The 19,406-nt window shown below is 34.3% G+C and carries 21 protein-coding genes; 1 reads left to right on the plus strand and 20 read right to left on the minus strand.

Features of this window, described 5'->3' with window-relative positions; all coding sequences use genetic code 11:
- Window positions 1-358: 358 nt before the first annotated feature.
- From BM086_RS17540 to BM086_RS17565, 6 genes are all read right to left on the minus strand, one after another.
- Complete coding sequence (locus BM086_RS17540) at window positions 359-922, minus strand: hypothetical protein (RefSeq protein ID WP_092330282.1); 564 nt, start codon at window positions 920-922, stop codon at window positions 359-361.
- Window positions 923-1,315: 393 nt separating this feature from the next.
- Window positions 1,316-1,633, minus strand: coding sequence for a glycosyltransferase (locus BM086_RS17545; protein ID WP_092330285.1), 318 nt, complete (start codon window positions 1,631-1,633; stop codon window positions 1,316-1,318).
- A gap of 6 nt (window positions 1,634-1,639) precedes the next feature.
- Window positions 1,640-2,014, minus strand: a complete 375-nt coding sequence (locus tag BM086_RS17550) for a hypothetical protein (protein ID WP_141107778.1) — start codon at window positions 2,012-2,014, stop codon at window positions 1,640-1,642.
- Window positions 2,001-2,540, minus strand: coding sequence for a DUF6575 domain-containing protein (locus tag BM086_RS17555; RefSeq protein WP_092330291.1), 540 nt, complete (start codon window positions 2,538-2,540; stop codon window positions 2,001-2,003). Before BM086_RS17555 ends, BM086_RS17550 begins: the two co-directional genes overlap by 14 nt.
- 2 nt (window positions 2,541-2,542) lie before the next feature.
- Window positions 2,543-2,992, minus strand: coding sequence for a hypothetical protein (locus BM086_RS17560; RefSeq protein ID WP_092330296.1), 450 nt, complete (start codon window positions 2,990-2,992; stop codon window positions 2,543-2,545).
- 91 nt (window positions 2,993-3,083) lie between these two features.
- The gene (locus BM086_RS17565; protein WP_092330300.1) at window positions 3,084-3,428 is read right to left on the minus strand and encodes a helix-turn-helix domain-containing protein; all 345 of its coding nucleotides are present in this window, start codon (window positions 3,426-3,428) and stop codon (window positions 3,084-3,086) included.
- A 141-nt stretch (window positions 3,429-3,569) separates the two neighbouring features.
- Between BM086_RS17565 and BM086_RS17570 the strand changes: the two genes are divergently transcribed.
- Window positions 3,570-4,283, plus strand: coding sequence for a glycosyltransferase family 2 protein (locus tag BM086_RS17570; protein ID WP_092330304.1), 714 nt, complete (start codon window positions 3,570-3,572; stop codon window positions 4,281-4,283).
- Window positions 4,284-4,495: 212 nt separating this feature from the next.
- Here BM086_RS17570 and BM086_RS17575 read toward each other — a convergent pair whose 3' ends face one another.
- The 14 genes from BM086_RS17575 to BM086_RS17640 form a co-directional block, all read right to left on the minus strand.
- Window positions 4,496-5,323, minus strand: a complete 828-nt coding sequence (locus BM086_RS17575) for an abortive infection system antitoxin AbiGi family protein (protein WP_175560353.1) — start codon at window positions 5,321-5,323, stop codon at window positions 4,496-4,498.
- 140 nt (window positions 5,324-5,463) lie between these two features.
- Window positions 5,464-6,624 (minus strand): glycosyltransferase family 2 protein, encoded by a 1,161-nt coding sequence (locus BM086_RS17580; protein WP_092330313.1) that lies wholly within the window; start codon window positions 6,622-6,624, stop codon window positions 5,464-5,466.
- 6 nt (window positions 6,625-6,630) lie between these two features.
- Window positions 6,631-7,662 (minus strand): DegT/DnrJ/EryC1/StrS aminotransferase family protein, encoded by a 1,032-nt coding sequence (locus BM086_RS17585; protein WP_092330317.1) that lies wholly within the window; start codon window positions 7,660-7,662, stop codon window positions 6,631-6,633.
- 30 nt (window positions 7,663-7,692) lie between these two features.
- Window positions 7,693-8,733, minus strand: a complete 1,041-nt coding sequence (locus BM086_RS17590; RefSeq protein WP_141107779.1) for a radical SAM protein — start codon at window positions 8,731-8,733, stop codon at window positions 7,693-7,695.
- A 555-nt stretch (window positions 8,734-9,288) separates the two neighbouring features.
- Window positions 9,289-9,792, minus strand: a complete 504-nt coding sequence (locus tag BM086_RS17595) for an acyltransferase (RefSeq protein WP_092330324.1) — start codon at window positions 9,790-9,792, stop codon at window positions 9,289-9,291.
- 1 nt (window position 9,793) lies between these two features.
- The gene (locus BM086_RS17600) at window positions 9,794-10,927 is read right to left on the minus strand and encodes a DegT/DnrJ/EryC1/StrS family aminotransferase (RefSeq protein ID WP_092330329.1); all 1,134 of its coding nucleotides are present in this window, start codon (window positions 10,925-10,927) and stop codon (window positions 9,794-9,796) included.
- Complete coding sequence (locus BM086_RS17605) at window positions 10,924-12,000, minus strand: Gfo/Idh/MocA family protein (protein ID WP_092330333.1); 1,077 nt, start codon at window positions 11,998-12,000, stop codon at window positions 10,924-10,926. The genes BM086_RS17600 and BM086_RS17605 overlap by 4 nt, the downstream gene beginning before the upstream one ends.
- A 23-nt stretch (window positions 12,001-12,023) precedes the next feature.
- Entirely contained in the window at window positions 12,024-13,475 is a 1,452-nt protein-coding gene (locus tag BM086_RS17610) for a glycosyltransferase family 1 protein (RefSeq protein WP_092330337.1), read from the minus strand.
- 26 nt (window positions 13,476-13,501) lie between these two features.
- A complete protein-coding gene (locus BM086_RS17615) occupies window positions 13,502-14,599 on the minus strand; it encodes a glycosyltransferase (protein ID WP_175560354.1) in 1,098 nt (365 codons plus the stop codon).
- A 2-nt stretch (window positions 14,600-14,601) separates the two neighbouring features.
- A complete protein-coding gene (locus tag BM086_RS17620) occupies window positions 14,602-15,036 on the minus strand; it encodes a hypothetical protein (protein WP_092330346.1) in 435 nt (144 codons plus the stop codon).
- 84 nt (window positions 15,037-15,120) lie between these two features.
- Window positions 15,121-16,317 carry a radical SAM/SPASM domain-containing protein gene (locus tag BM086_RS17625; protein ID WP_092330350.1) on the minus strand — a complete coding sequence of 399 codons (1,197 nt, stop codon included), beginning with the start codon at window positions 16,315-16,317 and terminating at the stop codon, window positions 15,121-15,123.
- 2 nt (window positions 16,318-16,319) lie between these two features.
- Window positions 16,320-17,480: a radical SAM protein gene (locus BM086_RS17630; RefSeq protein WP_092330355.1), complete on the minus strand. Its 1,161-nt coding sequence runs from the start codon at window positions 17,478-17,480 to the stop codon at window positions 16,320-16,322.
- A 111-nt stretch (window positions 17,481-17,591) separates the two neighbouring features.
- Window positions 17,592-17,870, minus strand: coding sequence for a hypothetical protein (locus tag BM086_RS17635; protein ID WP_175560355.1), 279 nt, complete (start codon window positions 17,868-17,870; stop codon window positions 17,592-17,594).
- Between the two features lie 288 nt (window positions 17,871-18,158).
- Window positions 18,159-19,406, minus strand: a complete 1,248-nt coding sequence (locus BM086_RS17640) for a CDP-glycerol glycerophosphotransferase family protein (protein WP_092330365.1) — start codon at window positions 19,404-19,406, stop codon at window positions 18,159-18,161.

Genomic DNA, 19,406 nt, shown 5'->3' on the forward strand with positions numbered 1-19,406 from the left:
TTTCTGTGCTGTAATAAACCATCTTTAGGTGTCCATTCAACTGGATTTCATACAAGTTTCTACCGTCCATGAAATGGGATTGTATACATGCTTAGTCTGTACACAAATATGGGTTTTTACCTTCTATACAATGTCCATTGTCCAGAATCATTCCCCTCATCCAGTTGTCCAGAATCAGGGATTTTACCCCTTTGACATTGTATGTAAATGTGGATCCATCAAGCAGTTTTACAGTTCATCATAACATCGTTTGATGCAGACTGAACTTTTATTCCCTTTGTCTTAAATGTCCACCTTATAGGGTACATTTTATTTCTATACTCATTAAACATCGATGATAACTTTTCTTCATCCGTATTTATTTTAATCTTTCCTCATAATTAAACATATAAAACGGAATCAAAAGATACAGCCTTTTAACAAAAATCTCTTCCAAAGTAACATCTGACATTTGGATAATAGGTACTGTATACGATGCCACATTCCCATCAGGCATCTCCATTTCGATAGAGGCTTTTGACGGTGCTCTTCCTGATTTTCTTAGAAGGAGTAATCCAGAATTAGGAAATTTCACACGTAGCCTCTCAATATTCCTATCTCCCTCGTCAATTGCAACTTGAGCATCATACTCAAAAATTCTCACAAGAATAGTACCATCATACTTCTTGCTCTCACATTCCAAATGATATCTCTTTGTAATCTCCGATGATATTATTTCAAAATGTGAGTCAGTGACACGCCTTTCTTCAGAGCCATCTTCTTTTTCAATAAAGTGTTCATTTCTTAATCTTTTGATTACTGCCGTATTATCAAACTTCTCTCCAAACATATGATTCACAAATGGAATAACAAGATCATCACATTCTGTTTCCATAGTTCTGAAAGCGTCATCGTAGGCAGTATCTGAATAAATTACTTCCATACATTTTCCTCCGTATGTTGTCTTATTTGCAACTTCCAACATACATGGAAAAAGAAAAATGAAGCAAAAATGAAATTCAAGAAATACTTCATACCATCACATCATATAATCCATTCAACTTTTGGGAATAATCTGGCGAATTGCCTGAATACCACGTATGAAGAAAATTACAGATGCTACGATACCACTTTTATTTGCTCATGTAAAGTATCATAATTTCAATGTACACAAATTGTATAACTATTGTTACTGTTCACTCGCTGCAGCTCTCTCCAGTAACGAATTCGCGCATTCATTCCAATTCGCCTACGGCGAGGAATGCGCTCACTCCTGAATCATATTCTTACGCAGTCAGCGGCGTAGCGCTTCCTGCTACCTCTGAACATTAACTAACTATTCTTTTATTGACAGCTCTTTAAGAAACGCTTTTCTCAATGAATCGTATTGAAAAAATCTTTCGTAAGTCTTTCTAGCTTCTTCCTTAACTTCAGCCATAGCTTCTCGATTATCGATTACATATTTTATAGACTCTGCGAGCGCTTCCTTATTGTTACATTTATAAATAAATCCATTCTTCCCGTTTTCAATATAATCTGAAATGCCTGCAGTATCTGGTACAATAACAACACACTTATGCATAAAACCTTCAATTGCTGTCGTTGGCAAGCATTCCATAAGTGAAGTGCAAACCACGACATTGGTGCCTGTCACCACTGTCTACTCCAGTTCTGGCAAATAGACCGGCTTCACACCCGCTTGCTGACATAATTCAATCACCTTTACTCTAGCAAAGGACATAACATAGGGAATTCCTAATCTTATAATCTCTTCATCAAAATTATGTGTCTCTCCACTCCAGCTAAGAATCGAAATAATATTCATCTCACACCAAAACGAAGTCTTTCCTTTTTCTCCTATAATTATCTCCGTCTCTAACCTAACTCTTTTATTGTTCTCATCTCGATTTTGAGCCACCTTGGGAACGATACTCAATTCGATTCCTGAATTGTCCATCTCCTTCATATTTCTTTCAAAAACTATTCTATTAATAATTAAATTCTGACAAAAAACTTTCATCTCATCCCTCTGCATATTCGATAAAACTCTTTATTTGGCCCATTTTTTTAGATTTGCAATAATTATCATAATCAATAATTGAGCTTTCAGGGGCTGTAAATACTTCATTAATAATCATTTTTTCTTTTCTACTACACACATAGTCCTTTGATATTTCTTCATTTTCCAATTGTTGGATATAATCTGAAATATTTCCATTTTGAAGCTTTTCATTTGCATCTGGTAGTTCTTTTTCATCAATTGATGTAAAAGGTAATCGTTCGCACCTTATTTCACCTTCAGTTTCATGGATAAAGACAATATCATATAAAGACTCTGCCATAGCTTCTAAAACAGAGATTTCATCCCTAAGCATTTTAATTATTGTTCTTTTTGACGATCGAGCCAAGAGCCAACTAGGCTCATATCCATAACCCGTATTTATGCAGATATATCTAATACCACTCTTATTCTTACATATAAATACAATAGGCTCATTTTCAAAACTAAAAAGAACACGTTCAATACTCATTTTTCCTAAAAACTTAAATTTTTCAAACATCTTTATTCACCTGCAACATAATAATTGAATCTCTTAGCCACTTCAGATTCTTTCCCTGTATAAATCCACCAATCCACGTGAACAGGTTCCGGATAATTCTGTATTCGTTCAGTAGTAAGCTGTGCTCTTCCGTCAGAATAGCATATTTCTCCAAAAATGACAGCAGGAGATGGATACTTATCTCTATGTTTCTTCGCCAAAAAATTAATAAATTTGAAACAACTATCCGGAGTTAAATATACAGATGTTGAGTAAGTCCCTGGTTCACTTAAGTCCTTTTTTAATCCCGTAGTTCCATTTAACATTTCACAATATGTATTGTCAAATGTTCCTTCATCTATTATTCCACTTTTGGATACTCTATATACTATCCCTGTTATAGGTTGTTCTATTGGTAAGTTATCTATCATAACGCACATTTCATCAGGTACATTTTTATAACTATTACTCATTTATCTCTTTCATAACTTCCTTCCTATTTCTTGACACCTACGATCAAAATAGTGTTTATTAAAATTATATCCATTTTACGGATTTTGTAAATTATTTTCCTAAAATACCTTCCAGATAAGCCAGGAGCCTTATTCTTTGGTTGTTCTTAAGTTTATTATATGTCTCGATTAGTTGCCCCACCTCTGACTTTCTATCAATAACAAACCAATCCAACTGATTGCCTCTGGTTCCATCTGCCTGTATGCCAGAAAGAAGCCACTCCGGGCTCACTTCTAAAACTTTGCAGATGATCATAATCCTATCCGCAGCAGGATTAGTTCCTTTTTTTCTCCAATCGCTTACTGTGCTTTGCGGTATTCCCGTCAATATCGAAAAATCTTTCTGCGATATATTCTTTTCTTCTAAAACTTGAAAAATTCTGTCACTAATTGTCATTTAAGCCACCTTACTGTTGTTATGTTAAATATGCACATGTATACTTATTTGCAATCAACAATTGCAATTTGATATAATTATGTTTAGCAAATTCCGTAAACCCATTTACTATTATATTAACAAATCCTCGGGAAAAAGATTATGCCAAAAATTTCTGTCATAATGCCAATATACAATACCGGTCCGCAGCTTTATAAAACTCTTATGAGCCTATTGGGACAAAAAGAAAAAGATTTCGAAGTACTAATGATTGACGATTGCTCAACTGATGAACTGACCATTTCTACAGAGCAAACATTTTCCAGGTTCGATTCAAGATTTAAACTTTTTCGTCAAGACCACAATCTTGGCGCAGCGGAATGTAGAAATCTCGGAATCCAAAAATCATCAGGACTATATATTATCTTTTTAGATTCCGATGATTTATTTCATAATGACCTTCTTCTATCCATGTCCAATACCCTAGATCAAGCAAACGCAGACGTCTGTGTTTGTAATCTTTTAATGCTTGACACCTCAAATAATGAAACAAGTCCTATCCGCTCCAAAAGAATTAGCGGTATTACTGACCGTGTCTTTTCACTAGAAGAACTTGGTGAAGATGCGTTTAGTTTTTGGATGCCTGTTCCATGGAACAAAATGTATAAAAGATCTTTCATAACAGAAAACAACTTATATTTCCAAACTCTCTCTAATTGTAATGATTTCTTCTTTGGATATATGTCAGTTATAAAGGCAAACTCCATCGTATATTGTTACGATGAAAGACCGCTTGTAATATATCATGTCAATAACGCCAAGCAAATATCTTATCAATTTGCCTCAAGGAATATCTTTAAGGCATTTTCTCTTTAATTTAAAACCGTCAACATAAAAAAGCTCCATTTTTAAGGAAGCAGCTGCTATCAGCATTAAGATCATCAATACCAACCGCCACTTTACGTTGCGACAATCATAAATTCAACGAGGATTTTTTTAGCGGAATACATTCTTTATTGAGCAAATACAATTATTTCCCAAAAACAATCTCTCATGATTCCTAATTGGTTCATAGAAAAAAACAGCCACTAATAATCCATTCTTATTTCTTCCATTGAGTTAATCCTAGATATGAGCAATTTCTTATCATCATCATTTAAAATCTTTCCACCGCCAATACTTGCTAAATCACCCATCCAATCTATAAGAATTGTACGCTCAATTTCATCTTTAATAATTATGTGTTTTATATCTGAGGCCGAGAATCCTAGCCTTCTCTTCTTTAACTCATTTGATGGCTCTGGTTTATGCTTTCCATCTCCTCGCCAATTTCTATAGGAATCTTCTCCCCACAGCCATTTTATATTATCATCTTCTTTTACAACATAGCGCCATTCGCTCTCTATGTAATTAGTCTGCATAGTTCCCTTATGCTCACTTTCATACTTTTTGATTAACGCATAAAAAATAAGCATTGCTTCTTTTGCATTTCCATAATTAAAAAAATCTGCAAGTCCCGGAATAGGACCTGCCTCTAGGCTAAATGATATTTTCTTGCCATCACTCCCAACTTTTGCAAGATCATCTTTAATCTTTTGTGTATAATTACGCCAAAACCACAAACCTGCTATAACATCTTCATTAGCCGCGTAAAACACAGGATTTATCCTATGTTCCAATCCCCAATCCTTTGATAATGCAATAGCATAATTACCATATCTCTCAGTAAATCCATCTATTCTTTTCAAGGGGATATCACAAAAACTAATCATCGGAACACCAACTGTTTCCTCTTGACTGTTGAATGAAAACTTTTCAGCACAATAATTAGCAAATAATCCTTCTGATATTATTCCTTTTAATGCATCAATACTGTTTGTATAATGAAATAGCGATGTTGTTATGTTGTTTTCCATATGGTCGCATACTCCTATCTTTATCATCCACCAGTAAAATGATATTTTGATATCACGTATTAAAATTATTAGATTCTCGCTATTCCAATAAAGAATGAATTCTTTCCCAAAAAGTTATTTCTATATCTTACTGATTTTAATCAGAAATTATGTTTTGGTTTTTCCCATATAATCTTATTCTCACTAATTCCTTCACAAATTAACGCACCTTTAATCTCATCCGCAACACTTTTCTGATTAATAGCCACTATTACATAATCATATGCTTCACTTAATAGTTCCTTTGGATTAACCACTTCACAATAATCAAACTCATAATTTTCCCAATTCATATCTACCCATAAGACAATATGACAATTATTATATCTAGAAATTTGGATATAATAGTCTTGTCCAACCTTACCAGCTCCATATAATGCTATTTTGTGGTTTTTCAGCATTTCAACTTTCGGAAATGAATATAGCTGATTATTAAAACAGTCATCCGTTTTATGTTTTAAATGACTAATCTCAGTTAATAAAAATTTACATAATCTGTTATCGATAGTTTCATTAAAGTTTTCTCCCCTATACTCTGCCATCAGTAATCGATTCATAGTTCCACACAAAGAAGCCTCATTCATTATCATGTCTGGAAATGATCTATGTGATATAGAATCTTCACGAACTGTATAGTGGTAAAAAGCCTTATTCATAACGCTTATCTTACCTGAAAACAAAAGGCAAGCCAAAAAACAGATATAATCCTCACCATACGATTGACTATCAGGAACCATCACATATGTTTTTTTTATAATATCTTTCCTAAATAGTTTCACACATAGTGAAGCAATTATAGCATCATCAGCACAGTTTATCCTTTCTGTTATCAAAGAAGCTCGATTATTAGCTGACACTTCATACAGGTTACTCCTATTATTAAAAATGCCTCTGCCATCAATAATGTATCCCGAACTAACTATATCTGCCTGGATCTTATCCATATTATTTTTCAAGGAACTATACATATCTGAATCTATATAGTCATCCCCGTCAACAAAGCCAATAAGCTCTCCTCGAGCTATCTCTAATCCACTTTTTCTTGCTCTAACAAGCCCCTCATTCTCTTTATGAATAACTACTATCCTATCATCTTTAAAAGCATAGTCATCACATATCTTGCCAGATTTATCTGTTGAACCATCATCTACAAGAACTATTTCAAGATTCCTATACGATTGATTGATTACGCTGTTCAAACACCTCTCCAAATAACGTTCCACATTATAGATTGGAATTATCACACTCATCAATTCATTCATTTATCATTACCTCACAAGGCACTTTCTAAGTTCTTCAGAATCAAGTTCCGCTTTATCCCAGCCATAAAAAATAGGAACACATTGATGATGTTTTACTACCCATTCACTATTCGGTAATTCTATGCTCTTACCTTCAATTCTGTATCCTAAATCATCATAACCAAACACCTGACCTGTTACTTCTGTCAATTCATAATCAAAAACTATGTATTTATAATATCCAGAAGTCATCCCTTCCGGGAAGTGCACACGATTTTCGAACACCTTATCATATTTTTCTGCAAGACACCTTTTCCACTCAAGTATCCTATCAAATTGTTCCATCTGAACAATTCCTAACGCTGCGGTCATTTCATTTATTCGATAGTTGAATCCATTCTTGATTGGATATGTCACGTGACCTTCTATCACTTCTTTGCCATAATTGCGATATTTCTTAGCAAATTCAATAAATTTTTTGTTACTACTAACAACCATACCGCCTTCTCCCAACGGCAGTGTTTTTGTAGCATAAAAGCTGTAGCTTCCTGCAAATCCCCAGGAACCAGCCTTTTTCCCATTCCAGTCTGCTCCGTGCGCATGGGCACAGTCTTCAATCAGATAAATGCTATTTTGATTGCAGAATTCCTTTATCTTCTCTATCTGAAAGGCGATATGTCCACCAATGTGTACAACAATTACTGCCTTAGTATTTGGTGTCACAACATTTTTCAAAGATTCTAACGAAAGACACAAATCATCTCTGTTGCAATCCGCATATACCACATTACCGCCACATTTTTTTACCGCTTGCGCAGTAGCCCAAAACGTATTTGCTGGTACAACAACATCTTTTCCTTCAATACCAATGTAATCCAAAATTGTTATTAGCCCTGTTCCACCACTAGATACTGCACAACTCCCCAATCCACAATATTCTTCAAACATGCTCTCGAATTGTCTTTGCATCTTACCATCTGACCACATATTTGAATCAAATACTTTGTCTAATAAGCCATAATATCTTTTCCTACACTCTTCATCAAATGGAATTACCATATCTTCCTCCTGCTACTCTATTCCTAACATTCATATAAACTGACTAGTATTAATATTTTGTAATCTGTAAAAAACATCATTAAAACCTGTTACCCTACATACATCACATCCATTTTGACAATCTGCGCATAAAAGTTTGTTTGATGCCAGTCTACGAATATCCGAATTCCATAGTTCTTCGAATGACGTCTCATTCACATTACCCAAGCATATTTCATCATGCCTTCTTTTCTCGCAAAGATTAACCGTACCATCTGCATGAATTATCGACGTCAAAGAATGTGCTACACAAGGTAAATGATTATTATTTTTAACCACACGATCATAAATGTTTATAAGGTGCTTTATTCGTTTTCCTTCTGTCCAGTTTAATAAATCTTTCTTTAGATTGAGCATTTCTTCCACAGATGGCAGAATATCCTCTGCCTCTTCAACTGGCCTAAAATATATATAATCCACCCCTATTTCATCCAACTCATCAATCAGTTTTTCTAAATACTCCATATTTCTCTTTGTAATAACATACCCCACACCCAAAAATGTTTTCTGCGGATTTCTTGCTTTTGAAAAATTGGATAGATTTTTCAAAACTTCAGAGAAATAATTCTTTCCTTTTTCCTGTAAATACTGTTTTTCATTGCACGAATCCAATGATACCCTTACCCACCGAAACTTATAAATATCTTTATCAATATTTCTTACTCCATTTGTAATTAAACCCAAACAAATTCCTTTATTAAAAGCATAATCAACTATTTCAGAAAAATGTGGATGTAAAGTCGGCTCTCCACCGCCCTCCAATGTCACTCCAGTATTATGAGCGGCAAATTCGTCCAATAAAGAGTACGCCTTTTCCGTTGCCATAGTTGACACTTTTTTCATCAATAGTTGATCTGTACACCATGAACATTTCAAATTGCACGCAGTAGTAAGATGTAAATCAATACTTATTGGAAACAAATCATCGTATTGTTTTTCACCTTTACTAACTTTTAATATAGATTCAACTTTCCCTGGATTTAGCAATAATTTTAGTTTATTGTACTCAAAAGGGTCCCAATAATTATTCACACTTATAATCCTCACAATTAGAATAGCCTATAGACATTTAAAAGACGACAAAAACTATAATATATTCGTAATCCCATTAATAATCACATCCGCAGCATGTCCATCACCAAATGGACAATATTTTTCGTTTATAAATTGTTCCTCACATATCTTATCCAAAAAATCCTTTTCATAAGGTGATCCCAACACTTTTCTGCCATCCACAAGTGTTTCAGGCCAAACAGCAAAATCTAAAACAGTAACACACTTTTTTGGGCAAAAAAGCCTCTCTTTGAAGACCTACAGAATCCATCGCTACACATTTGCACCCGCTTAACAATGCTAAGCTTTCCAAATACCCCACAGTTTTATTTTGCCCAAGCTATACTCCTTAACTATCCTATGTGCTCTCTCTTTATTTTTGGAATGTACAGGATACATATTATAGTCATAGTGGTAATCACTATGAATGAGGATTTCATTATTATCATTTCTCAAATCTTTTGAAACCATCTCCTAACAAACACTCATGCTAAGACTACAAAAGTATACATATCAGCATCTTAAATAAGATATTTATTTAATCCTACTTATAATCTGCCCCTCCATATCTACACTCCCCACTTGTCTAGCTGGCACTCCTACCATCAAAGCAAAATCAGGCACATCAGACGTAACAACTGCTCCAGCCGCAATCATTGCACCTATCCCTATAGTATGCCCACATATAATCGTTGCATTTGCACCAATCGAAGCTCCATTTTTTACTAATGTTTTTTTATAATTATCTTTGCCCTTAGGAAATTTTGATCTAGGAATAAGAACATTAGTAAATACGCATGAAGGTCCGCAAAAAACATTATCTTCTAACTCAACTCCTTCATAAACTGAAACGTTGTTCTGTATTTTTACGCCATTACCTATTTTCACATTGCTAGACACATAAACATTCTGCCCCAAAGAACAATTTTCTCCAATTTTTGCTCCTGCTTGAATATGGCAGAAATGCCATATTTTCGTTCCTTTTCCAATTTCAACATTTTCCTCTATATAGCTACTCTCATGAACAAAAAAATCCATCTTATCTTCCTATCGATTTTCTAATTTCCTTAACAATCAACTCAACTTCATTTTCTTTCATATATGGATGAAATGGCAACGAAATAACTGTGCTTGACAAGCTATTTGCATTAGGATAATTATTATCACTATACTTATACTCCCTAAAAGCTAACTGACTATGCATTGGCTTTGGGTAATAAACAGCTGTTGGAATACCTGCTTTTTTTAAATCCGAGACTAGTTTTTCTCTCTCATGATTGCTTCTAACTTTTACAGTATACTGAGCCCAACTTGAAAAATTTCCTTCATTTATAACAGGAATATCGACTATCCCCTCTAATCTGGAGTTATAATCAACAGCCAGTTCTTGTATAAAATTTAATTCATAGTTTTCAAATTGATTGTACTTTGCAAGTAAAACTGCAGCTTGTATGGTATCTAGCCTCGAATTCATCCCTATCCTAACATTATCATATTTATTGCTCCCTTTGCCATGAACACAATATGATCTAATAAGCTCCGCCCAATCATCATTATCAGTAAATACAGCTCCTCCATCTCCATAACACCCAAATGGCTTAGCTGGAAAAAAACTTGTTGTTGATATATTTCCAAATGAACATGCTCTTCTTCCACATGATTTGCTCCCAAATGCCTGCGCGCCATCCTCTAATAATAATAAATCATATTTATCTGTTATTTTCCGTATCTCATTGTAATCTGCAGTTTGCCCAAATAAATCAACAGCAATAACAGCTCTTGGTCGTCCTTTGCTTGATTCCACCTGCACTATCATTCGTTCTAACGCACAAGGACTCATATTATATGTTTCTTTATCAACATCTACAAATACCGGAACAGCCCCAACAGCAGAAACGACTTCACCACTTGCAAAAAACGTAAAATCCGGTACAAAAACGATATCTCCTTCACCAATCCCCCATGCCATTAACGCTAGTTCTAAAGCATCTGTTCCATTTGCACAAGTAATACAATGTTTAACGCCAACATACTCAGCCAACAACTTCTCCAATTCAGATACTTCTTCGCCATGAATAAATGAAGCTTTATCAATTACAGACTGAATTCTACAATCAATTTCATCTTTTATTGCTACATATTGCCTATGTAAATCCCTAAATTCAAATGTCATTTTCCAAACCTTCCTCTAAAATCAATAGTTGCACAATCTTTAAGAGGAAACTTAATAATCTCTCCCGTTGCAGCAGATTTATATATAGCCAAAACCAATTCCAAAGCTTTTTTTCCCTCAACTGCATTGACATATGGTTGTCTATCTTGTTTTATCGCGTGAATCATATCTGCATATAATGGTTTATGGCCAAATCCATAGACTGAAGGTGGATTTTCATGGAATCTTTCCTTTACTGCGACAGGATCATCCAACATATCTGAAAAGTTCCACTCTTCAATAACATTAACAGACTGCCCACCAGCCTTTACCGTTCCCTTCTCTCCAAAAATATACAGAGTTTCCTCAAGATTTTTTGGATATACATCTGTTGTTCCTTCAACAATTCCATAGCTTCCATTCTTAAACTTAATAAGTGCTATTCCCAAATCTTCAGCCTCAATGTACGGATGACTAAGTCGATCCGTCATTCCAACAACTTCATCAATTTCACTTCCCATCATCCATCTAAGCAGATCGATATTATGAATGCACTGATTCATAAGAGCTCCACCATCCTGCTCCCATGTTCCTCTCCAAGAAGCTCTATCATAATATTCATGATCTCTGCACCAACGAACATGCGCAGTACCATAAAATAGACGCCCAAATCTATTCATATCTATTGCTTCCCTTATAATTTGAACTGATCTATTAAATCTATTCTGGTGACATGCACACACCTTCACATGTTCTTTTATCGCCGCCGAAATTATAGCATCCGCATCTTTTATGGATAATGCAATTGGCTTCTCAATTATGCAATTAACCCCCCGTTTTATACATTCCAATGCAATAGCGGCATGTTTACCACTTTCAGTACATATGGAAACCAAATCGGGCTTTTCTTCCTCAAGCATAAATATATAGTCTGTATATCTTTTTACGTTATTTCCAAGTCTGAATTTTAATGCCTTATCTTCCATGCAACTTTCATCAATATCGCACATAGCAATAAAATCTAATTCATTCGCCTGTGCTGCAGCAATGTGATTAGGCGATATCCTTCCGCAACCTATCAATGCAAACTTCATATATTTACACCTCTCTAGTTTTTCTATCTAAACCACAAATTCAACCACTTATAAGAGACCTTTTCCCACGATGACATTTCATAAACCAATTTCTTATTGTGCTTGCTGTCTTCACTATATTTGTCAAGATTATATACAATTTTAGGAAGAACCTTTGCTAAATCATCTATATTTTCAATTTCCCAAAATTTAAATCCATTGTTTCTCAGCATTCCATAATTGAGCCATCTTCCCGTGACGACAATGCTTCCAGCGTACATTTGTTCCAACATTGTTGAACTCAACTGGTCAGTTTTCTGAACATTCAAAAAAATGGAAGTTGTTTTTGCCAGACAAGCCATTTCGTCATCGTCCATAAAATCTCGCAATATCTTATAATTCAAACGACTCTGAGATAACTCATTCTCAATTTTTTCTATATACTCATTCTGATTTTCAGGATATGTCATCGGAAATACCAAGAATAAACCATCAAGAATTTCAGTATTTAACATATTCAATACACGAATCATTTCACCATGTTGCTGACTGCCTCCAGCATTATACCCACATGTAATAATTATCTTATCGTTAGGAATAGTTTTGACACGTTTAAATATATTTACCTTAAGCTCATCTACGCAATCGATAGTTCTTAAAACATCTACTCCATAATTTACTTTTTCAATACTATTTTCTTTTTCTGGGTAAACTTTCAAAAAATCATTTATTATATCATCTGTTTCCCCGCTAATTCTATCAGCAACTTCTATTAGTTTTCTTTTATACTCCAATTCTGTTAAGCTAGATTTATAAAAATCACTACCTCCTATGCATAAATTCATCTTTTCACACTTACTGCGTAAATAATTTCTATATACAACCCATATGTTTTCAATCCATAAAAATTGAAACACAGTATATTTAGGCATTTCACTCAGTATATTCTCTAATTCTTCATAAGAATGATAAACATAAAACTCTTCTACCATTCCTGCAAGTTCATTCTCATAACGTTCAGAATTTGAAAATACACCAAATTTGATTTCAGGATGTTGCCTTTTTACATTTTTCACCAATCTAATAGTATAAACTGAATAAAAGGCACAAAAAATCATAACTATATTCATAACAGGCCGTGTTTCTAAATTCTTAACAGTTTTTCCAGCACCCCCGTAAATATACTCATAAGATAACAGTTCCTCTTTCTGGTCATACTGTTGATGCTGTATCCGATATATATTTTTTTTGCAAACACCCATATGTAGCAACTTTTCGGTTATCTCATAAAAATACTTATCAGCCGCTGTAACAACCACATCATAGCAAAAACCTCTCAAAGAATCCGGTGTTTCAACTAAAAATCCATGCCATAATGTTCCCGCTTTTTTAGGATTACCATCTACCACACAGATAATATCAAAACTTCTCATAAGTGAATCAATCACTTTTTCAGCTATCACTCCAACTCCATATATAGCTATCGGTTTTTTCATTCTTAATGATGCCTCACTTAAATCATTTATACCTGTGGTTCATCCAAATAAAAATCTATTACAGGTTTTAGAACTACATCCCACGTAAAATACTTTATGGTATATTCACGCATTTCATCAATCACTTCTTGACGGCCAACAGTTTGTTCATAGAGATCAATTATTACATTGACATCAATATCCTCATCTGAATTAGATACTCTTCTGGTATATTCTTCCTCTCCGGAAAATCCAATATCATCATATCCATATATAAATGGCAAACCTCTTGCACAGTATTCCTTGGTTTTAATTGGAGACGCAGAATCATATCCACATTTATACATGCCTAATGCACCAATACCAATATCCGCCCATGCATATAAATCATCTAATTCCTTTCCTGTCTTCTTTCCACAAAAAAATACGTCATTTTCTAATCCCAATTCATGAACTAAAGATTTATACTTTTCAACCTCTTTTCCTTCACCAGCAAGTTTACACTTTATTGTATATCCGGAGTCCGACATCTTTCCCTTAAATAATGTTTCTAATAGACGTTCGTAACCATGATGATTCATCATCGTAGCCACCGACAATAAATGTATTTCTTTGCTTCTTACCCTAACACTTCTTTGCTTCTCTTCTTTCAAACTAACTCCATTATGAAGAACAATTGCCGGAACCCCATAAATATCATTAGTTTCAGAAAATGTAGTCACTAGTTTTATATTATCTTTTAAATAAGGACGGTTTAAAAAATCTTCTGCAAGTAGTGGTCTATTTATTATTTCTGTTTCAACTGGATAATTAGGAAACTCCATTAATACCTTCACACCATCGTTTTTCATAGCACTGAAGAAATCTATAACCTCTTTTTCTAATGGCGGTTTATTTCGAATATATACATAATGTAATGCCTTTTCCCTTATCCACTCTTTAGCACACTCCAATTGCGTTCTAGTATCTAAGGCGAGCCTTTTCTCTATCACAGTACCCTCGAAATATAGATATGCAATTCCAAATGCTACTTTCATTAAATAAACATTGGAAAAATATTTTGAAAAAACTTCAACTTGATTATTAACCTTTTTATGGACACCAACAGTTAATGGAATCGCATTACCATATGTAATATAAAGCATAGTCATCTCCCTAATATCAATTCATTTGCAAAATAGATTTTATCTATTGGAACTCGTTCAGAGATATGTTTTCTCAACCTTTCTCCTTCATTAAGAATACATATGATTACCACACCCTCACAATAACTATCAAAAAAAGCATCCATACTAATCTGCTCTATCCCACTAAGTACATCAGTATTCTCTCCCCATCTTTCTCCGCCACCATAATTTACAACACAAACATCCTTGTGTTTATCTTTAAGCACATGGATCATCTGCATTCCAAGATAATTATCTCCAATAACATAAACCATTTCTCTAGGATATTTTTCCAAGAAGAATCGAATATATTGCTCATCCAAAAGTCTCCCCATTGTCAAATATTGCATCCTATACAATGAGAATTCCCTTTTATATCTTCCAATCATTTCAACAACTAAAGCATCATCTACCATATATTGCCTCTCATTATTCACCATAAAGCGGTTAAACGACCAGTACCATAAATCCATATTTCATTTTGAGACGTTTTTAGCTTCTCAATCATCTGCTATCCTCGCCAACAAACAGCTTCTACATAACAACTCATCCATCTGCTCTTCACATTTCAATGCTCTTAAAACTCTTTGCAACTCGCCCTTACTTCTGACTGTGTCATAGTCTTCTTCATACAGATTTCCAAGAACATGCTTCATCCCATAATCCATATTGCAGATGAGCATTGTCCCATCTGGAAGAACGACACTATTTGATAAATCATCGCCACAAAAGCAGCATTTTATCTTTTGGTCTGGTCTGATAAGTTCTTTTCTGTGTTGAGCAGTTTCATCTTTTACATTTCCTGCTCGATTCTGAACAGAACGCATAATCTCATATTTATCGCCTACAATTTTTGCAACTCTCTCATCCGGATCGGTCTGTGCATTTATAAAATCTACAAAAGGGGTTCCATCTTTCTTTTTTGCATTAATAACTCTCTCGACATTTCTATAATATGCTTCTGTCGTAGGTATATACGCGTATCCAAGTTTGTCTGCCACGTGCAGCGTCATATAATATATCGGCAAAGTTATCAGTTTTTCAACTATCGATTCCTCCACTTCTGCTAATGTAGTAAATAAATAAACTTTTCTGCCTGCATCACAAGCCATTTCAATCATTTTTATGCAATCTTTATTATTAAATGGCTCTGTCATACCTGAAAAATCTATTATGCAATCATCCGGTGTATGATCTAATATTGTCTGAAAGTTTTCAATCGTCATAACGCGCTGTCTATTCTTATCATCTTTAAAATAAGTATGGAGAAATAAACTTTGCGGGCAATAATGACAATTAACACTGCATCCCATTATTGTTGATATTTCCAAAGCCTTACTATCACGTAAGTCCTCTCTGCCACCGGTGTCTGTTATATATCTGCCACCGTTTATAACGTGATTCATATTGAAGTTATGCTCTTTCAGATATTCCATAACCTGATCAATATATGTATCACTAACACCAATTATCACGCCAACATTATTTTCTATTATTTCCTTCGCAGGATATACATCTTTTCCCAAAACAAGGCCATCGGATTTGCCATTAGTTGTAATAAAACCTTTTATATCTATACCGTGGTTTTGTAATACTCGAAAGATATCCTTACCATAAAAGCCGGCTCCATATATATACAATCCATCTGTTTCAGCTTTTATCCTATTAATACCATTTATTAAGTCCGTGAAAATCATAGTCACTTCCTCCGTGGCATCTGTTCTGCAGTATTCACCCTGTTATTATTATCAATTCCAAATCCTCCACAATACTTGCAGAACTCAAGGTACCCGCCTTCAATATTGCCTAGTATCATTTCGAGAATCTGTTTTCTTTCTTCTGGTGTTCTCCCTCTTAATCTTTGCAAGTCTATGTATGCTTTTTCCTCATCTTCAAATAGTTTTCCTTTTTGAGCTGACCACTCAAGACCACAGTAGTATAATCTTTGATTATCCAGGACATGCTCTATTGAATTGCATATTGCCATGTGCGTAACCGCATATTTATCATCGTAACAATACTTTTTCTCCGGGAAGCCAAAATCAAACCAGTCAATATTGATATTTCTCATATAAGTAATGCCATATTGCTCAAGTTTTTTTATCAGCTCCGGTATCCGATGTTTGTATGTAATATTCTGAGAATAATCCGTTATAGATACTTGAAAATTATATTTTGACATCAGTTCCAAAACTTCATCCTTAGGAACTATCGTCCCATTTGTAATAAAGCCAACATAGCCTATCTTATCCCTATAATTTCTTCCTATCAGTTCCACAAAATCATATAATTTGCTATATAAAAAGGGTTCGCCGCCAACTATATCCAGATCAAACAGATAGTCTACGCAATCAAAATAGCACTCTAAATTTTCGTCAATCGATTCAAGTGAATTCTCACCAACTTCATCCCAATATGGTAAGAATTGCATACAGTTTTTACAATTTAAGGTGCATCTTGTCGTTAGTGATATATCTGTTTTTAGCAAATATATTTTTTTCTGATATTTATAAAACCATTCTGTAATAAACTGCTGATACATTACAAAATCGATATTTTCAACAAGTCCTTTTCCTTCAAGTTGTTTTCTAATGTCTTTATAATAGTATTGTGAAGTTGTAACTATTATCTTGGTTTCTTTTATCAGTTCAGCAACATCGTCAAGTCTCTTTATCTTATAATCTTGGTAGATTGTTCCTATTTTTTTTTCATCATTATCAATAATGGCCAGTATATTAAAATTATCCGCTAGAGTCTGAAACATCTTCTTACCCTGGCGGCCAATGCCAAATATTATAATATTCTTTAAATCTTGCCATTCATTGTCTGACAGGCAATTTAATTTAGTTTTATCGCTCACTGATTTTTAATTCTCCATTTGAAAACAAAAATCCCGACATAAAGTACATTCTATACTTCACATCGGGAATTTAATTATCTTATTGTTAGAATAATGTTTAATTTTATCAAATTACTTTTCAGCAGAAACGGGTGAATACTTCTCAACATACTCCTTTGCTGTGCTCTCAGTAAAACCATACAACTTAACAAGCTTTGCAGCAATTTTTTCAGCTGGGACTCCATCTTCGATTTTGTCTTCTATGAAGATTTTGAGGTCTGTTTCTCTTTGTCGTTTTTCTCCCTTAGCTTCTCCACTAGCCACTCCTATAGCTTCTCCTTCTGCCTTTCCTTCTGCCTTTGCCTCAGTGATAAGCTCTTCATATACATCTCTAAATGCTTCATATACCATATCATTCTCACCTCTCATTTCATCAATCAATGTCTTATTCGCCATTCTAAACAAATGTAACACAGCATTCGCATTTTCTTTGTCATCCTGATCCTCGTAATGTGTAATTTTACTTTTATAAGAAAGCGAAAATGAAAATCGTTATATTCTAAACATCTAAATCATTATGGGAGTCACGGACGATTTGCCCAAGATACCTCAAATGCATACGAACAATGCCTGTTAAATATAACATTTTCTTTTTCCGATGTAAAGTATGAAATTATCAAGGTACGCTTTATTTACTCATCAATTAGTTGATTGGATAAAATCTACCACTCTTTTGCTTGCCTTGCCGTCCTCAATAATTTTATTCTCTTCCCATAGTCTTTTTAGAGAAGCAAGATAAGCATTTTCGTCAAATTCTTCTATTACTTGCTGTAGTTGTCTTGTATCTGTAGCCATAGGGAACGGAAGTTTTTTCAAATCCCAAAGCAGTTTTCCACGTTCATTTTCATAATCTGAATAATCATCACAATATAAAAATATTGGTATATTCATCACTGCCGCATCGAAGGCTGAACTGGAATAGTCTGTCATAAATGCATCGCATCCGGCAAGAATCTCATACATGTCATCGACTTTGCTTACATCTATGCACTTTTTTGAATATAAATCTTTACTATCTGTTGCCTTAATTCCTCGCACAGTCATCTGTGGATGTAGTCTAAGTAAAATAAACCATGTTCCCCCAAATCTTTTTTCCAAAGATGATAGTAAAAGATTATAATCAGGAGCATGCTGATCAGAAGCAAGTTTTCTATCTATATTCTGATTTCCGCCTCTAAAAGTTGGGGCATACATGAGGAAATGTACATTATCAATACTCTTGGTGTTATCTTGATATAATCCAAATCTTTCAACTAACCCAGTCTTAATTTTGTCTTTTAATTCTCTCTCTTTAGATGCTTTCACTAAACAATCGCATCTTGGTGAGCCGGTTCTTAACGTTTTCCCTTCATATAGAGAACCTGTTTTCAAGGTGTTATCGTACCAATCTGAATTTGAAAGCCAATAGTCAACCATGTCAGAGTCATGTTTGCTGACAAGATAGGCTATTCTCGAAAATGATGCTCCTCTGTCTAAACATGTTGGTTTAAATCCCAGCTTTGCATGCCAAGTCTGTATGTAAATCTGCCCTTTGCGTTTCCTGCATTCTAATTGTTTTCTACTATTATCTATCCAAAATTTTGCAGTAGATAAATAAAAAGCCCTATTAATAAGTGTATTCTTTACCTTTTTAATTTCCTCGGGAAAAACCTTAGTGGTATCATCTACAAGCCATATAAGTTCATATTTTTTATTATCCCTAACTATTAATTTTATCGCTTCCAACGCGATGTACTTGGGGTTACACGTAAACCCTGTAGTTCCTTCTATTGTGGTGAAAACAATTCTGTCAGGATTTATTGGCACTACCCTAAACAGATAAAAGGGAATACTCTGAATGAATGCTTTTGTTAATCTCCAGCATATATATAATTGCTCATTTATCAT

The organism is Butyrivibrio sp. YAB3001 (genome assembly GCF_900112195.1).
In the GTDB taxonomy this organism is placed as follows: Bacteria; Bacillota; Clostridia; order Lachnospirales; family Lachnospiraceae; genus Butyrivibrio.

Excerpts from the sequence above, each read along its gene's own strand:
- BM086_RS17540 (WP_092330282.1), bottom strand. The coding sequence starts at position 922 with ATGGAAGTAATTTATTCAGATACTGCCTACGATGACGCTTTCAGAACT.
- BM086_RS17550 (WP_141107778.1), bottom strand. The coding sequence starts at position 2,014 with ATGCAGAGGGATGAGATGAAAGTTTTTTGTCAGAATTTAATTATTAAT.
- BM086_RS17555 (WP_092330291.1), bottom strand. The coding sequence starts at position 2,540 with ATGTTTGAAAAATTTAAGTTTTTAGGAAAAATGAGTATTGAACGTGTT.
- BM086_RS17560 (WP_092330296.1), bottom strand. The coding sequence starts at position 2,992 with ATGAGTAATAGTTATAAAAATGTACCTGATGAAATGTGCGTTATGATA.
- BM086_RS17565 (WP_092330300.1), bottom strand. The coding sequence starts at position 3,428 with ATGACAATTAGTGACAGAATTTTTCAAGTTTTAGAAGAAAAGAATATA.
- BM086_RS17570 (WP_092330304.1), top strand. The coding sequence starts at position 3,570 with ATGCCAAAAATTTCTGTCATAATGCCAATATACAATACCGGTCCGCAG.
- BM086_RS17575 (WP_175560353.1), bottom strand. The coding sequence starts at position 5,323 with ATGGAAAACAACATAACAACATCGCTATTTCATTATACAAACAGTATT.
- BM086_RS17580 (WP_092330313.1), bottom strand. The coding sequence starts at position 6,624 with ATGAATGAATTGATGAGTGTGATAATTCCAATCTATAATGTGGAACGT.
- BM086_RS17585 (WP_092330317.1), bottom strand. The coding sequence starts at position 7,662 with ATGGTAATTCCATTTGATGAAGAGTGTAGGAAAAGATATTATGGCTTA.
- BM086_RS17595 (WP_092330324.1), bottom strand. The coding sequence starts at position 9,792 with ATGGATTTTTTTGTTCATGAGAGTAGCTATATAGAGGAAAATGTTGAA.
- BM086_RS17600 (WP_092330329.1), bottom strand. The coding sequence starts at position 10,927 with ATGACATTTGAATTTAGGGATTTACATAGGCAATATGTAGCAATAAAA.
- BM086_RS17605 (WP_092330333.1), bottom strand. The coding sequence starts at position 12,000 with ATGAAGTTTGCATTGATAGGTTGCGGAAGGATATCGCCTAATCACATT.
- BM086_RS17610 (WP_092330337.1), bottom strand. The coding sequence starts at position 13,475 with ATGAAAAAACCGATAGCTATATATGGAGTTGGAGTGATAGCTGAAAAA.
- BM086_RS17615 (WP_175560354.1), bottom strand. The coding sequence starts at position 14,599 with ATGCTTTATATTACATATGGTAATGCGATTCCATTAACTGTTGGTGTC.
- BM086_RS17620 (WP_092330346.1), bottom strand. The coding sequence starts at position 15,036 with ATGGTAGATGATGCTTTAGTTGTTGAAATGATTGGAAGATATAAAAGG.
- BM086_RS17625 (WP_092330350.1), bottom strand. The coding sequence starts at position 16,317 with ATGATTTTCACGGACTTAATAAATGGTATTAATAGGATAAAAGCTGAA.
- BM086_RS17635 (WP_175560355.1), bottom strand. The coding sequence starts at position 17,870 with ATGGTATATGAAGCATTTAGAGATGTATATGAAGAGCTTATCACTGAG.
- BM086_RS17640 (WP_092330365.1), bottom strand. The coding sequence starts at position 19,406 with ATGATAAATGAGCAATTATATATATGCTGGAGATTAACAAAAGCATTC.